The organism is Sulfurimonas indica (assembly GCF_009192995.1).
Classification (GTDB): Bacteria; Campylobacterota; Campylobacteria; order Campylobacterales; family Sulfurimonadaceae; genus Sulfurimonas; species Sulfurimonas indica.
In genome coordinates, this window is the sequence record NZ_SDID01000004.1 from 15236 (window position 1) to 31685 (window position 16450).

The following is a 16450-nucleotide window of genomic DNA, read 5'->3' on the forward strand; positions in this document are numbered from 1 at the left end:
TATGGACAGTGCATATTTAATTGAAACGATAATCAAAGTCGTTGTAATTCTACTTATATTTTCAGCTTTAGCTGGTATTGGTACATATTTTGAGCGTAAGGTTCTTGCATTTATGCAACGCCGTTTAGGACCAATGAATGTTGGACCGTACGGACTTTTGCAAGTTGCAGCAGATGGTATCAAACTCTTTACAAAAGAGGATATTATCCCTACGAATGTAGTTGGTCCTATCTTTAAGATTGCACCTGTAATTACTGCAGCTACAGCATTTATGGCTGCAGCGGCAATTCCTTTCTTACCACCATTTGAGATTTTTGGATATGAAGTACATCCAATCGTAGCAGATGTGAACATTGGTATTTTATATGTTTTAGGTGTGATGGCAGTAGGGCTTTATGGTCCGCTTCTTGGTGGTATGGCATCGGCAAATAAGTTCTCTTTACTTTCAGCTGCGCGTACCGCTGCAGTATTTATCTCATATGAGGTTGTAACAGGGCTTTCACTGCTTGCTCCTATTATGATGGTAGGTTCATTATCACTTATTGATTTCAATGAGTACCAAGCTGGTGGTATCGGTGATTGGATTGTATGGTCACAGCCTGTAGCATTTATTCTTTTCTGGATTGCTGCTTTTGCTGAAACTGGTCGTACACCATTCCACTTGATTGCAAATGACCACGAGATTATTGATGGTTTTGGTACTGAGTACTCTGGTATGAGATGGGGTCTTTTCTTCATCGGAGAGTACGCAAACATGTTCTTTATCTCATTTGTAATTCCTTTAATCTTCTTGGGTGGTTACGGTGATGGCTCATTACTTGGAGCACTTGGTCTTCTTGGAAAAATGTCGTTCTTCTTCTTTTTCTTCTTATGGACAAGAGCTGCATGGCCAGATGTGAGACCTGACCAGTTAATGTGGTTATGTTGGAAAGTACTTATGCCAATAGCGGTGATTAATGTTGTAATCACTGGCTTTGTGATGATGTTTTAAGGGGATATGAATGAGTTTAGAAGCATTTAACAATAGAAATGTAGCAGAAGGTGATTACTTTCTCGTTGACATAGAGGACTATCCGACAACAGGTTGGGATAAGTTCAAGCGTGTAGTAAAGAGAACTTTCAAAGGGGAGCTCTTTGTAGGTCTTTGGGTAGTAATGCGTGAGATGATTCGTTTTGATATCCATACAGTTCAATATCCTCAAGAGAAGATGCCGATCGGTCCGAGATACCGTGCAGTACACCAGATGAAAAGACTTTGGGAATCTGATACTGAGCGATGTATCGGTTGTGGTCTTTGTGAAAAGATCTGTATCTCTGATTGTATCAGAATGGATACTCGCATCGATGAGAACTCTCGTAAAGAGGTTACAGAGTATACAATCAATCTTGGTCGTTGTATCTTCTGTGGATATTGTGCAGAGGTTTGTCCTGAACTTGCAATTACACACGGTGGTGAGTATGAGAATGCAAGTGAGCAGAGAGAGCACTTCATTATGTATGAAGATATGTTAACACCGATTGACAAGATGAAAGCTGGTAAGCAGCTTGAATTCGAAGGTTTTGGTGCGATTACACCACATGAAGACGAGCGTGTTAAGAAAACACCTCTAGCATATTAAGGAGTATGGATTATGTTTGAAGCAGTAGCGTTTTACTTGTTTGCATTTTTAACGATAGCGATGTTTTTTATAACAGTGACTACATCGCAAGCGTTATATGCATTAACTGCATTGGCAGCGGGAATGATTTTTATATCGGCATTTTTCTTTATCCTTGGTGCTGATTTTTTAGGTGCGATACAGATTATCGTCTATACAGGTGCTGTAATGGCTCTTTATGCCTTTGGTATGATGTTCTTTGATACGACACGTGAGGTTAAAGAGAAGAAAGGAAACAAATACATTATTGTTGGACTTTCAACTCTTGCAGCAGTTTTAATTGTTGTGATTTTCGCAGCTCCTATGGTAAGTGAAAATATTGTAGCACTTTATCCTGTGATTGAAGGTGTTGGAAATACACAGCTTGTAGGTGTGATTCTTTTTACAAAATACCTTATTCCATTTGAAGTTGCAGCGATTATGCTACTTGTAGCAATGGTTGCGGGAATTGTACTGGCTGGTAAGAAAATGGATCTCTCTCTTACACTTATGAGTGCTGAAGAAATCGAAGAGATTAAAAAAGAAAAAAATAAAAAGGTGCTTTCATGATGGAAATAGGTTTAAATCATTATCTTGTTCTATCTACGATCCTGTTTGCAATAGGTCTTGTAGGTGTAATGAAGAGAAAGAACTTACTTTTATTGTTTTTCGCAACTGAGATTTTACTAAACTCTGTAAATATCGCTTTTGCTGCGATTTCACACTATTATGGTGACTTAACTGGTCAAATGTTTGCATTTTTCGTAATTGCAATCGCTGCTTCAGAAGTTGCTGTAGGACTTGGTCTGTTAATTGTATGGTATAAACGTCATGGAAATATCGACCTAGAAACTATGACAAGTATGAGAGGATAAGCTATGGAAACATTATTATATATAGCACTTTTTGCACCACTTGTTAGTTCAATGTTTTCTGCGTTGTTCACGACAACGCCAAAGAAAACATTTGTTGGTGTAATCGCTTCACTATTAATCTTTACTTCTTTTGTGAGCAGTAGTTTACTCTTAGCATTGATTGTAGTTAATGGAAGTGCACCTGTTCATGTTGAGATGATGACATGGATGGCGACTGGGGATTTATATATTCCTTTTGGGTTTATTGTTGATGAAGTATCAGTTACTATGATGATGGTTGTAACACTTGTTTCTACTATCGTTCATATCTACTCTATCGGTTACATGGATCATGACAAGGGCTTTAACAGATTCTTTGCATGGTTATCAGCATTCGTTTTCTCAATGATGGTTCTTGTTATGAGTGATAACTATGCTGGTCTTTTCATCGGTTGGGAAGGTGTTGGTCTTTGTTCTTGGGGGCTTATCGGATTCTGGTTCCACAAAGAGAGCGCTACTTGGGCAGCAAATGAAGCATTTATTATGAACCGTATCGCTGACCTTGGAATGTTGATTGGTATCTTCTTAGTATATTGGAATACAGGTACACTTCAGTATGAAGGTGCATTTGAAGCATTTCAAACATTAGACACTGCTACACTAACTTGGATCGGTATCTTCTTGTTTATCGGTGCAATGGGTAAATCAGCACAGTTTCCACTCCATACGTGGCTTGCAGATGCGATGGAAGGTCCTACTCCTGTATCGGCTCTTATTCACGCAGCAACAATGGTAACAGCGGGTGTATATCTTGTTATTCGTTCAAATGAGCTTTATAGCTTGATCCCTAATGTAGGTCTGTTCATCGCTTCGCTTGGTGCATTTGTTGCACTCTTTGCAGCATCGATGGCACTTGTTAACCGTGATATGAAACGTATCATCGCATACTCTACACTTTCACAGTTAGGATATATGTTTGCAGCAGCTGGTCTTGGTGCATACTGGGTGGCACTTTTTCACCTTATGGCTCACGCATTCTTTAAAGCACTCTTATTCCTTGGTGCTGGTAACGTAATGCACGCTATGCATGATGAACTTGATCCGTTTAAAATGGGTGGACTCAAGAAGGTAATGAAGTGGACTTGGATTATGATGACTATTGCTTCTTTAGCATTAGCAGGAATCTTTCCATTTGCAGGTTTCTTCTCAAAAGATACAATCTTAGAAGCAGCATTTGCAGAGCATCACTTTGTGATTTACGGAGTACTTCTCTTTACTGCAGGTTTGACGGCATTCTATTCATTTAGACTTGTAGCACTCATCTTCCATGGTGAAGAGCGTTACAAAATCTTTGGTATTCATCCACATGAAGCATATAGATTTATGCTTGTTGCGATGAGTCCGCTTTTAATTCTTGCAATGATTGCAGGTGTGCTTCAAGAGCCGTTCTTCCATATGATTGAAGAGATTTTATCAGCACATGAGTATCATATCCATTCACATACTACACTTTGGATTATGTTAGTTGGAACACAGGTATTCGTTGCTTTAGCGATTCTTTATGCATATAAAAAATATGCAAACGCATTTATTAAAGTACCAGATGGTACAAGTGCGATTGAAAACTCATTTGCATATAAACTTTTATACAATCAGTACTATATTCCTTATTTCTATGAAGAGTATCTTGTAAAACCATATAAAGAGATCTCTGATATGTTCTGGAATAAAGTCGATATGAAAATTGTTGATGCAAGTGTTGATGGAATTGCAGGTATCATCTATGGTACTGGTGAAAAAACAAGAGCAATGCAGAGTGGTAACCTCTCTACAATGTTAAAATGGATGGTAGTTGGTCTTGTGGTACTACTTTCATTAGCTGTAGTTTTTGGACTTGCAGCAAGATATTCTGATAGTATCACGGTGATATTATCAGGTTTAGGAGTTATGTAAATGTTAGATCATATTTTATCGATTTTAATCTTCTTTCCAGCAATTGCAGCTGTGTTTGGTTTTATGATTCAAAAAGATAGTATTCGTGCCTACGGTATTAGTGTGGCAGCTATCGAGTTTGGATTGTCACTGTGGTTATGGTTTGCATTTGATGGAAATGTGTCTGGAATGCAGTTTATGGAGAACCTACCGTTAGTACCGTCTTTTGGTATTAACTACATCTTAGGTGTAGATGGAATTTCTCTATTTATTATTGTACTTGCAGCATTCTTTACGATGATAGGTATAGCATCACTTACTGAAACTCCTAATGAAAAGAATATGATTATCACGCTTCTGTTCTTACAAATGACGATGGTAGGTGTATTTGCTGCATTAGATGCGATTGTATTTTATGTGTTTTGGGAGCTTTCTCTTGTTCCAATGCTTTATATTATTGGTGCATGGGGTGGACCACTTCGTATATATGCGTCGATTAAGTTCTTCCTCTATACATTTGCAGGTTCACTTGTAATGCTTGTTGGTATGCTTTTTATGGCATACTTTTTCTACCAAGCAACAGGTGTATGGTCTTTTGCACTGCTTGATTGGTATAGACTGATTTTACCGGAAACGTTCCAACTATGGCTATTCGCAGCCTTCTTTATCGGTTTTGCTATCAAGGTTCCAATGTTTCCATTCCATACATGGTTACCGTATGCGCATGGTCAAGCACCGACTATAGGTTCTGTGATACTTGCGGCAATTCTACTTAAAATGGGTACATATGCATTTATCCGTTTTTCATTGCCACTATTCCCAGATGCATCGGCAGCGTTTATGGTTCCAATCGCTGTAATCGCGATCATTATGATCATCTATACTGCGATGGTTGCATACGCGCAAAAAGATGTGAAGCAGGTTGTTGCTTATTCATCAATCTCACACATGGGTGTTATCATCCTTGGTACGTTTGCACTTAATGTTGAAGGTATTACAGGTTCAATCTTTTTAATGATTGCTCACGGTGTTGTATCTGGGGCTCTGTTCTTACTTGTAGGTGTTATCTATGATAGACGTCATACAAAACTTATGAGTGAATTTGGTGGGCTTGCACATGTTATGCCGAGATATGCAACTATCTTTGGTATCATGTTAATGGCTTCAGTTGGTATGCCACTTACAATTAACTTTGTTGGTGAGTTCTTATCACTTTTAGGATTCTATCAACAATCTCATATCTTGACACTGTTAGCTGGAACTGCGATTATCGTTGGTGCTATTTATATGTTGTCAGCATACAAAAAAATGTTCTTTGGTGATGTTACAAAAGAGGAGAATAGAAATCTTCCTGATATAAACAAAAGAGAGTTGGTAGCACTTATTCCTCTTTCAATAATTACGATCTGGTTAGGTATCTATCCTAAACCAATTTTAGAGCCTATCAACAACTCTGTTGAGGCAGTTGTACAGTTAATGCATAATAAAGCACAGACAGAGTTGGCAAAAGAGAGAATTCCTAATCTGGTTAAAGAGAGAGTTCTAGTTATCAAAAAAACTGTTATTGAAGAGGAGGTGCACTAATGTTGTCGCCAATCAATGTTTCAATGGAGTCATTAAACTTAATGACTCTTGCACCAATGCTTATACCGGTAGTTGGCGCACTGTTAATTCTAGTAATAGATATTATTAAAGGCGGTCTGCATAAATCATTGTATGTAGTGCTTAGCCTTCTGTTTTTGGCAATGGATTTTGTTGCTGTAGCAGATTCTAGTGGTGTCTTTATGGCAAATGGTACAACACTTGGTCTTTTTGATGTAATGCTGATAGATGGACTTGCTATTCTTGCACAGTTTATTATTGTCGGTGCATCAATGCTATTTATTCCACTTGCAATGACACACAAGCGTTTTCATGAGTTTTCATACCCTGAGTTCTTCGCACTCTTTTTGTTTATGATTGCAGGTTTTCAGTTTATGGTTGCTACTGATAACCTTATCTTAGTGTTTGTAGGTCTAGAGACTTCTTCTTTAGCACTTTATACACTGATAGCTATGCATAACCGTGACAAATCTTTCGAAGCAGCTGTGAAGTACTTTACTATGGGTGCATTGGCAGCAGGTTTCTTTAGTTTTGGTGCAATGGTATTTTATGCGCTTACTGGTTCTGTTGAGATTAACAAAATCGCACTTGTTCTTGCTGCAAACGGATATGCTGACATGGGTTTTGTGCTAATCGGTGTGGCATTTTTCTTAGCTGCATTTGGTTTTAAACTTTCACTTATTCCGTTCCATACATGGGCACCGGATGTTTATGAAGGAAGTTCGGCTGCAATGGCTGGATATATGTCAATCGTTCCAAAAATCGCTGCTTTTGTTGTTGCTATGAGATTCTTTGAATTCTTAGTGCATAGTGGTATTGTATGGCTTGATGTAGTACTTTACATTGTTGTAGTTATAACGATGACGGCTTCAAATATGTGGGCACTTGTTCAAACTGATGTGAAGCGTATGCTTGCATACTCTTCTATCTCTCATGCAGGTTTTGTAATGGCTGCAATCCTCATCGGAACGACACAGGCAAATGCTGCGCTGTTCTTGTATTGGATTTTATTTAGTTTTACCAATCTTGGATCATTCTCTATGCTTTGGGTGTCAAGACAGAAACATCTTCCAGATTATCAGAGTTCAGACCACTCATACAATAAGTTTGCAGGTATGATTAAAACTGCACCGATTGCATCTGTGATTATGGCACTGTTTATGTTGAGTCTTGCAGGTTTACCACCATTTGCACTTTTTTGGGGTAAACTCTATATGATATCTTCAGCAGTTACAGGCGGTTATACAATTCTTGCACTAATCATGGCACTTAACTCTGCAATTGCAGGTTACTATTACTTAAAACTGATCGTTTATATGTTTATGAAAGAGCCGGTTCAAGGGAATGATGGTCATGTATATGTTGCAAATGCAACGTTGGCACTAAAAACCATTATCGGTATAGCAGCGATAGGAACTATATTTGCTTTTGTAGCGATAAATCCAATTTTAGAATTTGTTACAGCATTTGTATACAACAGTGGATATTAAATAGACCTAGCTTATTTTTAAAGGAGAAGAGCAATTGTTCAAACATATACTCTTAGCCTTTATAGCACTACAGTCTTTTGCATTGGAGATATCAATCGATAGTGCAAAAGACAACTTTACAAAATACTCCATACTCTATATCACAAATAAAGAAAATTTTGTCTGTCATGAATTAAAAGATGATTTCTCTGTTACAAAAGAGATTATCTGTGCATTTTCAAAAAAACCTCTAAATGATATTGAAAATTTACAAAACGATTTTTTTCAAGTGAAAAGTTTTCAAAAAAAAGATACCTATTTCATTTCAATAAAACCTTTTCACAAGATGAAACTCTATGCGGAAATCTTTGATCTGACAGAGGATGACACTGTATTCTCAGCTGATGTTAGTATTGCAAATCGATGGAGTATCATTGGGTATAAAGAGAAGCTTCCCTTGATAAAAAGTGAAGAGAAGTCAACTTTGGCAATTAACTTTCCATTTTATTTGGATAAAGATAAGCTTCCCTATGTAGGAAGCCTTGATTTAGAAGGAAATCCGGTACATATTAAAAAAGTAGAAGATGTGACAGAGTATCTTAAAGTCAAAAAGTATTTTGCCACAAAGCGTTATGATGATGCTTTGGATATGATTGATGATATTTTATTATCTTATCCAAATACCCTTTTTAAATCAGAACTCATTTATTACAAAATAAAAATCTATAACAAAATAAAAGATTATGAAAATGTCATCAGTAATGCAAAAGAGTTTTTGCGAGAGTACTCTTCAGATGAAAATGTCCCTGAAATACTTTCATTAATGGCAAAGGCTTATGCGCAAATCGGACAAAATACAGACGCGGATTATTTCTTTGACAGACTCTTTAGTGAGCATAAAGGAAATATATTTGCAGAGTGGGGCTATATCTATAAAGGGGAGATGCTTGAAGCATCGGGTGGAAACACTGAAGCGATCAAGTACTATAAAAAAGCACTCTATAAGACAAAAGATTTAGAAGTGGCTGCTGCTGCAGCATATCATCTAACAGAGATACTCATGGCACATTCACCGAAGAAAGCTGCGAAGTATGCACTCAAAATTATTGCTGCTAAACCAGACTATTTTATGCAAGACCTAAAAATGTCACAAAAGATAATGAACAGACTTGCCGAAGCAGAAGAGTATAAAGCAGCAGCAGCTATTGCAGAGGCGATGCTCCAAAGTATGGGCCCTACTTATGATGAGTATGAAGAACTTCTTAAAAACAGAGCACTTTGGCTTGCAAAAACGAAAGATAAAGAGCGTGCTATTAAAGCTTTAAATGATTATATGAAAAAATTTCCAGATGGAGACTATTTTGATGTCATTCAAACTGCAAAAGATGGACTCTTCTTTGATGATAGTGATACAAATGCAAGTAAGAAGTTGGCTGAGTATGATAAACTCATAGAAGAGTATGCCGGAGACGATATAGCTCAGCGTGCTCTGTATGAAAAAGCAAAACTGCTTTTAGAAGAGAAAGATTATGAAGCAGTTCTTAATTTAAAAGATTCATTAGAAGAGTTACAAGAGAAGTATACTGATGTGGAAGATATCATCAAGCAAGCTGCTGTAGGATTGATGGAAGTGTCACTCAAGCAGCAGAACTGTAAAAATGTTTTGGTCATTGCCAATGATTATAATATTACACTCTCAAATAGTTGGGATGATGGAATTTACACATGTGCAATGAAAGGCGGTGACTTCCAGCTTTCAAAATCAATCGCATCGAAGAATCTTAACTCCAAAAATATAGATTTCAGAAAAAAATGGCTTTATCGATATGTCAAGATTGATTTTGAGACAGGAAACTATAGTGAGGCGGTAGATGTCGCAAAAGATTTGATCGCTCTCATTGACAATGCAAAAGAGTCACCATATAAAGAGATATACAGATACCTTTTTGATGCTTATGAGCGCTTGGGACAAAAAGAAAATATGATCGATGCTATGGCAAAGATAGAAGAGGTATTTGGCTTTGATTATAAAGATATAGATAGATATGTTGCTATGGTCAGCTTGGGAAGTGAGCTCAAAGATGACAATATGATTATAAAATATGCATCAAAAGTCATGGATATCCAAAATCGCTCTCAAGCTCACGCACAGACACCATATATAGAGTTTGCCTTATACAGTGCATATATGAATAAAAATGAATTTAATAAAGCATATAAGGTCATAGCATCACTTAATAGCGTTAATCTCACTAATAAACAAAGAGCAAGACAAAAGTATCTGCTTGGAATGGTGCTGAGTAAATTGTGGAGAGATGAAGATGCTACAAAAGCATACAGCGAAGCGATAGAAGCTGATCCAAACTCTGCATGGGCAAAGCTTGCAAAATCAGCTTTAGAGATTTAAAGTTCTAAACAGTCACTGATACTGTAAAGGCCTGCATCTTTGTCTGCAAGCCATTTTCCAGCACGAAGTGCACCTTTTGAGAATGTGTTGCGTGAGGTTGCAGTATGGTTGAGTTCAATGAACTCTCCATCATTATAAAAACCTACAGTATGACGACCAACAATATCTCCACCACGAAGAGCCATAACTGCTATCTCATCTTTTGTTCTCTCACCAATGTTGCCATCACGACCACTTACACGAACTTTATCGATGTCAAGTCCACGTCCTCGTGCAGCTGATTCGCTGAGGGTGAGTGCCGTACCACTTGGTGCATCTTTTTTATGTCTGTGATGCATCTCTACGATTTCAATATCAAAGCCTTCTAAAGCTGCAGAGGCTTGATATACCAGTCTGTTTAAGAGTGCAACTCCTAAAGACATATTTGTAGCATAAAGTACAGGCATAAGCTCACTTGCCTGCTTTAAGAGGTTCAGTTGATGCGTATTGAGCCCTGTAGTTCCGATAACTAATGGTTTAGGAGTCTTTATCGCCTCTTCTAAGAGTAGTTCACAGGCTTCAGGAAGTGAAAAATCAACAATGATATCACTTGCACTTAAAAATGCATGCATATCAGATGTAACAAGCACGGAAGGATCGATTTGAAAATCGAGAGAGTTTCTAACATAGACACTGCTTAGACTCATACCCTCAGTAGCTTTTAAATCTTCAATAAGCAGTTTTCCAACACGACCGCTTGCCCCAAATACACCTACTTTAATACTTGCCATTTTTTTCCTTTAGTTTAATAATTCGTCAACATAACTAATTGCAGCAATACCTGCAACCGCACCGTCACCTGCAGCACTGACAACTTGTTTTGGTGCTTCAATACGCATATCACCTGCAGCAAAGAGACCAGGTATTGATGTTTTCATACTTAAATCAACGATAACCTGTCCTTGTTCATTTACATCACATAAAAATGTACCATCATTTTGGATGAGTGTTTGGTTATTTACATCGTTACCGACAAAAGTAAAGACGCCAGGGACTTCGATATCACGAATATTTCCTTCTTTGTCTTTGACTTTAATGCCTGTTACACCCATTGCATCTCCATAAACTTCCTCGGGAGTAGAGTTAAGAATGAGCTCAATTTTCTCATTGCCTTCTACACGTTTTACCGTATTTGGTGCTGCTCTGAAGGTATCACGTCTGTGGATAAGATAAACTTTTGAACAAATCTTTGCTAGGTAAAGTGCTTCTTCAAGTGCAGTGTCACCGCCACCGATAACAGCTACCTCCTTGTCTTTATAAAAAAATCCGTCACATGTCGCACAGGTACTTACACCTTTTCCGAAAAACTCATCTTCTCCTTTAAATCCTGCACGGCGTGGCGATGAACCGGTACATACAATTACAGAGCGTGAATGTGTAATACTCTCATCGCTCATAATAACAGAGAAAATATCTCCATCTTTTCTAATTTGTTTGACTTCAACCATTTCGTGTTTAAGTCCAAATTTTTGGCACTGCTCGGGCCATGGCATCATTAGGTCCATCCCTGTGATATCACCTGTGACTCCAGGATAGTTTTCTATCTCTGAACTTTGCGTGATTTGTCCGCCTGGCATACCTTTTTCAAACATTGTTACATTCTCAAGTCCACCACGAGTTGTATAAAGCCCTGCAGTAAGTCCGGCAGGACCTCCGCCAACGATTGCACAATCTAAAATATTTTTGCTCATAATTTTTTCACCTCTTTGCTTAATTCATCTAAATTATCAAGTTTACGTATCATACTATCTTGTTTATAAAGAGACTCTTTGATTCTTTTTATAAAGAAAATGGAAGGGACTTCATAAATATTAAATCGCTGAATGAATTTAAGCGATGTATTTGTCCCAGAACGTAAAAAAGTTGTTGTTTTTGAGTTTGCACTTATCTGATTGTAGTAGTCAATAGCAAGAATAGGGTTGTTTAAATCCAATTTTACCAACTTTTCTATACTCCCTTTTGTACGAGAGGAGTAAAAGACTACGATGTAGGTCTCTTCTTTTGGTGTGAAGATATCACTCTTCTCATAAAAAGCCCACTCTTTGAAATCGATAAATTTATATTCAGAAAATTTGTAATTGAAGTAAGCAAAAGCGCCGGCTATCATAGCGGCACCAAAGAAAGAGGCTAAAAGTGTGGAGAGAGAGAAGAGGCTTTTGCCTCCTTTTCTTGCCACCTTTTAATACCTTAAAATTACGCTAAAAGATCGTTGAGTTTTTGAGCGAATGCATCTTTAGAAGCTGCACCAACCATTTGGTCTACTAACTCACCGTTTTTGAAGAACATTACTGTTGGAATAGAGCGGATACCAAATTTTACAGCAATCTCTTGCTCTTCATCAGTATTTACTTTACAGATTTTTGCTTTTCCATCATAATCTTCAGCTAACTCTTCGATAACTGGAGCAATCATACGACAAGGACCACACCATGGAGCCCAAAAGTCTACTAGTGCTACACCTTCTGCAAGTGTTGCTTCAAAGTTATCAGCAGTTAATTCAATATATTTACCCATTAGGATTTCCTTTTTACATTTATTGTTTGAAGTATTATACAAGTGATATTATTAATTATAACTTTAAATATACTTATAGAAATTATTTGTATAATTCTGTCAAATTAATACGTGAAGGGAAGCAATTATGGAATTAAAAATTACAGATGGCAAACTTGGAGTTCGCCCTCCAGTTGCCAAACCACATCCCGGTTTTTTCTATGAAGTTGGTGAAGAGAGATTTCGTAAACTTGTTAATGATCATTACGATTCTATAAAAACAAGCGATATTGCATTTTTGTTTCCTGTCTTTGATGATGATGACTTTGCAGAAGCACAAAAGCATGCAGCAGATTTTTTGATAGAGATCTCCGGTGGACCTGACTACTTTACACAAACCCGTGGTGAACATCAGATGGTAGGGCGTCATGCACCGTTTCGTATTGACGAAAAAGCAAGACGTACATGGTTGGAACTCTATCAACCGCTTTTGATGGAGCTAGAAAATGAGGGGATTACGCAAGAGTATATAGAGTCCTTTTGGAACTATCTGGACCTGTTTTCTATTTGGGTTATCAATACACCTATACTAGAGAGTTAAAAACTTTCTCTCTCTGTTGACAAAATAGGCACATTCCCGGTAACCCACATCTTTTGCCATTCTGATGACCGCATCATTATAGAGTCCGACCTGTTCTGGCTTATGGGCATCTGATGAGAGTGTGATGGGAATATCGAGTGCATAGGCCTGTGTGAGAAGTTCTAGCGATGGATAGGCTTCCGCCACAGGTTTTCTGTATCCTGCGACATTGATCTCTAAAACCATATCACTTTCTTTAATAGCCAAAAGAGCATTTTTAGCCAGTTTGCCAATCTCTTTTGTCGGCATAAAATTAAAAACTTTGATAAGGTCCAAGTGCCCTACAATATCAAAAAGTTTGCTTTTGGCCATTGTTTCAATAGTGTCAAAATATTTCTGCCATACTTCATTGACATCCTGTTCTTTCCATTTTCCAATAAATTCTGGATTATCAAAGCTCCATCCCTCGATAAAGTGCACAGACCCAATAAGATAATCGACATTAGCCTCAAGTACTCTTTTATCCATATGCCCGGGAAGATAGTCAACCTCATAGCCTAAAAGGATTTCGATCTTCTCTTTATACTTCTCTTTTGCATTTCTTACTTGCGTCTCATACTGCTGCATATCTTCAAATTTCATACGATAAGCCGGGTCAAAATCCATAGGAGCATGGTCAGAAAAACCGAAAATTTTTGTCCCCTTTTCAATAGCTGCCTCGATGTACTCTTCTACTTCTCCTTCGGCATGATTACAAAGCGGTGTGTGGTTGTGCAAATCTACTATCATTTTTCTCTCGGATTTTTATATATTTTATGCTATTATAGTGACATTTAATAAATCAGCCCAATTTTGACGATGGAGAACCTTATGACACAAGAAGAATTAGATGCATTGATGAATGGTGATATGGACATAGATGAACTATCAGAGGAAGAATCATCACAAGAAGAAGTATCTCCTGAGAATGACGAAAAGCATGAAGAGGACTCTGCAAATCTTCTTGAAGAAAATATTAAATCTGCAAAACTGCCACTTCCTGCAACTGATGAGAACAAAATGGTCCATCAACTTGATGATGTGACAAAAGAGTCTGAAGAAAAAGCGAGTGAAATCTTTGACATTATTGAGACAATCAGTAATGATTTGATGGAGAAAGAGGAGTCATTAACGACTGTTCTTGAAGTACTTAATGCAAATATAGAGCTCTTTGAAAAATTAACAACAAAATTTCCTGATATTGAGATTTTTAAAACACAGTTGGAGTTAAATCAAAAAGCAGTTGAAGATACAAATAGTACGATTGAAGCATTGCAAAACAGTGGTGATTCGATTATGACAGTTATGGATATTATGCAGTATCAAGATATCCACAGACAGAAAATCGAGCGTGTTATCAATGTTATGCGTGCTTTATCGAAATATATGAATACTCTCTTTGAAGGTAAAATCGATGATGAAAAACGTGTCTCTTCGGCAACACACATTGCAGGTGATACACATAATGATGTAGCCTCAACTGAAGATATTGAAGCGCTTCTTGCGCAGTTTGGAAACTAATGGGTACAAAAGTCGAATTACTCTCTCCTGCAGGGACACTGGAAAAACTAAAAATTGCGTTTGACTATGGTGCAGATGCTGTATATGGTGGTGTGAGCCACTTCTCGCTGCGTATACGCAGTGGTAAAGAGTTCTCTTTTGAGGATTTTGAGGAGGGCATCAAGTATGCTCACGCAAGAGGAAAAAAAGTTTATGCCACAATTAACGGATTTCCTTTTAACTCTCAGCTGAATCTTTTAAAAAAACATATTCTCAAGATGGCAGAGTTACAGCCAGATGCTTTCATCATAGCAACGCCGGGCGTGCTTAAGTTGGCACATGAACTAGTGCCGGATATGCCACTACATCTCTCTACGCAAGCTAATGTTATGAATGTACTGGATGCAAAAGTCTACCATGACATGGGGGCTACAAGAATCATCACGGCACGTGAGATATCACTCAAGGACCTAAAAGCAATTAAAGAAGAGTTACCGGATTTGGAGCTTGAGGTTTTTGTGCATGGTTCAATGTGCTTTGCATATTCTGGGCGCTGTCTTATCTCAACGCTGCAAAGTGGTCGTGTACCAAATCGTGGAAGCTGTGCAAATGACTGCCGTTTCCCATATGAGATATATGCTGCAAATCCTGAGACGGGTACACTCTTTAAGCTGGAAGAGGAAGAGGGCATAGGGACTTACATTATGAACTCAAAAGATTTGAATCTGGCTTCACATATGCAAGAAATCTTGGACTCTGGTGTGGTTGACAGTGTAAAGATAGAAGGTCGTACCAAAACAGCATACTATGCAGCAGTAACTGCAAAAGCTTACAGAATGGCCATTGATGATTATTATGCTGATAAACTAGATAGCACAAAGTATCAGTATGAACTTGAATCACTGCAAAATCGTGGCTATACAGATGCTTATCTTGTTTCACGTCCTTTTGAGAAGCATGATACGCAGTCACTTGATTTTACCATGCAACTTGGAACGCATCAGGTAACAGGTGTGACAAATGAAGCAGGAACGCACTATATGTGTAAGTTTACAACACGTCCTGGTGATGAACTTGAAGTTGTGGCTCCACAAGACGCTAAGATAGAGCTGGTGGATAATGAGAATGGTAGAACTTATGAAAAAAATGGAAGACTTTATTTGCAATTTAAGCAATTAAAAGCCGAGAATGGAAAACTTTGGGAAACAGTCCATAGCGGAAATATCAACCCAATTGAGTTACCTACAAAGTTTCCTGCTTTTACATTTTTTAGAATTCCTTCACATCCTGATATGGGAACATATCCAAAAAGTTAAATGCCTAGAATGAAAATTTATCGAAGATGAAAAAGCTGCTTTTATGATATAATTGCAGCATAAAAAATTAAGGAAAAAAGATATGAAATTTGTTTCAATTGTCATAGGATCGAAGAGTGATTATGAGGTCATGAAGTCATGTTCTGATACATTGGAGAGTTTTGGCGTAAACTATGAGATGATTATCTCTTCTGCTCACCGTTCACCGGAGAGAACAAAAGAGTATATCGAAAATGCGGAGAAAAAAGGGGCTCAGGTATTTATCGCTGCTGCTGGTATGGCTGCACACCTTGCTGGTGTTTTGTCTTCTAAAACAGTAAAGCCTATCATTGGTGTTCCAATGTCAGCTTCAGCACTGAGCGGAATTGATGCCCTGCTCTCAACTGTTCAAATGCCAGCAGGTATGCCGGTTGCTACAGTTGCTATTGGAAAAGCAGGAGCGATTAACTCTGCATATCTGGCAATGCAAATTTTGGCACTTGATAATGAAGAGTTAGCTATAAAACTTCAAGAAGACCGTATCGCAAAAGCGAAAAAAGTGGAGATGGACTCTTTAGAGATAGAGACTATTATTAAATAGTT

The 16450-nt window shown here is 37.8% G+C and carries 17 protein-coding genes; 12 read left to right on the forward strand and 5 right to left on the reverse strand.

All coding sequences use genetic code 11. The annotated features are described in order from the left end of the window. Position 1: 1 nt before the first annotated feature. From nuoH to ES948_RS02525, 8 genes are read left to right on the forward strand one after another with little or no spacing between them, the layout of a single operon-like run. Positions 2 to 991: an NADH-quinone oxidoreductase subunit NuoH gene (nuoH, locus tag ES948_RS02490; RefSeq protein ID WP_152183360.1), complete on the forward strand. Its 990-nt coding sequence runs from the start codon at positions 2 to 4 to the stop codon at positions 989 to 991. Between the two features lie 10 nt (positions 992 to 1001). After that, positions 1002 to 1619 carry an NADH-quinone oxidoreductase subunit NuoI gene (gene nuoI, locus ES948_RS02495; RefSeq protein WP_152183361.1) on the forward strand — a complete coding sequence of 206 codons (618 nt, stop codon included), beginning with the start codon at positions 1002 to 1004 and terminating at the stop codon, positions 1617 to 1619. Positions 1620 to 1631: 12 nt separating this feature from the next. Further along, positions 1632 to 2207, forward strand: coding sequence for an NADH-quinone oxidoreductase subunit J (locus tag ES948_RS02500; RefSeq protein ID WP_152183362.1), 576 nt, complete (start codon positions 1632 to 1634; stop codon positions 2205 to 2207). After that, a complete protein-coding gene (gene nuoK, locus ES948_RS02505) occupies positions 2204 to 2512 on the forward strand; it encodes an NADH-quinone oxidoreductase subunit NuoK (protein ID WP_152183363.1) in 309 nt (102 codons plus the stop codon). The genes ES948_RS02500 and nuoK overlap by 4 nt, the downstream gene beginning before the upstream one ends. 3 nt (positions 2513 to 2515) lie before the next feature. Continuing rightward, the gene (gene nuoL, locus ES948_RS02510) at positions 2516 to 4444 is read left to right on the forward strand and encodes an NADH-quinone oxidoreductase subunit L (protein WP_152183364.1); all 1929 of its coding nucleotides are present in this window, start codon (positions 2516 to 2518) and stop codon (positions 4442 to 4444) included. Then, positions 4445 to 6007, forward strand: a complete 1563-nt coding sequence (locus ES948_RS02515; protein WP_152183365.1) for an NADH-quinone oxidoreductase subunit M — start codon at positions 4445 to 4447, stop codon at positions 6005 to 6007. It begins immediately after the preceding gene. Then, on the forward strand, positions 6007 to 7515 hold the full coding sequence (gene nuoN / locus ES948_RS02520; RefSeq protein ID WP_152183366.1) for an NADH-quinone oxidoreductase subunit NuoN: 1509 nt from the start codon (positions 6007 to 6009) through the stop codon (positions 7513 to 7515). The genes ES948_RS02515 and nuoN overlap by 1 nt, the downstream gene beginning before the upstream one ends. 34 nt (positions 7516 to 7549) lie before the next feature. Beyond that, positions 7550 to 9901, forward strand: a complete 2352-nt coding sequence (locus ES948_RS02525; protein WP_152183367.1) for a tetratricopeptide repeat protein — start codon at positions 7550 to 7552, stop codon at positions 9899 to 9901. Here ES948_RS02525 and dapB read toward each other — a convergent pair. From dapB to trxA, 4 genes are read right to left on the reverse strand one after another with little or no spacing between them, the layout of a single operon-like run. After that, entirely contained in the window at positions 9898 to 10671 is a 774-nt protein-coding gene (gene dapB / locus ES948_RS02530; protein ID WP_152183368.1) for a 4-hydroxy-tetrahydrodipicolinate reductase, read from the reverse strand. The two genes, ES948_RS02525 and dapB, sit on opposite strands and share 4 nt — an antisense overlap. Before the next feature lie 9 nt (positions 10672 to 10680). Beyond that, positions 10681 to 11619, reverse strand: a complete 939-nt coding sequence (gene trxB / locus ES948_RS02535; RefSeq protein ID WP_188109429.1) for a thioredoxin-disulfide reductase — start codon at positions 11617 to 11619, stop codon at positions 10681 to 10683. 8 nt (positions 11620 to 11627) lie between these two features. Continuing rightward, the gene (locus tag ES948_RS02540) at positions 11628 to 12116 is read right to left on the reverse strand and encodes a hypothetical protein (protein ID WP_152183370.1); all 489 of its coding nucleotides are present in this window, start codon (positions 12114 to 12116) and stop codon (positions 11628 to 11630) included. 17 nt (positions 12117 to 12133) lie between these two features. Then, positions 12134 to 12496, reverse strand: coding sequence for a thioredoxin (gene trxA, locus ES948_RS02545; protein WP_281346794.1), 363 nt, complete (start codon positions 12494 to 12496; stop codon positions 12134 to 12136). Positions 12497 to 12581: 85 nt separating this feature from the next. On the opposite strand from trxA, the gene ES948_RS02550 reads away from it, so the two are divergent. Beyond that, positions 12582 to 13034 carry a globin domain-containing protein gene (locus tag ES948_RS02550; protein WP_152183372.1) on the forward strand — a complete coding sequence of 151 codons (453 nt, stop codon included), beginning with the start codon at positions 12582 to 12584 and terminating at the stop codon, positions 13032 to 13034. Here the strand turns inward: ES948_RS02550 and ES948_RS02555 are convergent. Beyond that, the gene (locus tag ES948_RS02555) at positions 13023 to 13802 is read right to left on the reverse strand and encodes a histidinol-phosphatase (RefSeq protein ID WP_152183373.1); all 780 of its coding nucleotides are present in this window, start codon (positions 13800 to 13802) and stop codon (positions 13023 to 13025) included. The two genes, ES948_RS02550 and ES948_RS02555, sit on opposite strands and share 12 nt — an antisense overlap. Positions 13803 to 13883: 81 nt before the next feature. Between ES948_RS02555 and ES948_RS02560 the strand changes: the two genes are divergently transcribed. The 3 genes from ES948_RS02560 to purE all read left to right on the forward strand — a co-directional run bounded on the left by ES948_RS02560 (position 13884) and on the right by purE (position 16448). Continuing rightward, positions 13884 to 14573 carry a chemotaxis protein gene (locus ES948_RS02560; RefSeq protein WP_152183374.1) on the forward strand — a complete coding sequence of 230 codons (690 nt, stop codon included), beginning with the start codon at positions 13884 to 13886 and terminating at the stop codon, positions 14571 to 14573. Then, on the forward strand, positions 14573 to 15868 hold the full coding sequence (locus tag ES948_RS02565; protein ID WP_152183375.1) for a peptidase U32 family protein: 1296 nt from the start codon (positions 14573 to 14575) through the stop codon (positions 15866 to 15868). The genes ES948_RS02560 and ES948_RS02565 overlap by 1 nt, the downstream gene beginning before the upstream one ends. Before the next feature lie 82 nt (positions 15869 to 15950). Then, a complete protein-coding gene (gene purE / locus ES948_RS02570) occupies positions 15951 to 16448 on the forward strand; it encodes a 5-(carboxyamino)imidazole ribonucleotide mutase (protein WP_152183376.1) in 498 nt (165 codons plus the stop codon). Positions 16449 to 16450: the final 2 nt, after the last annotated feature.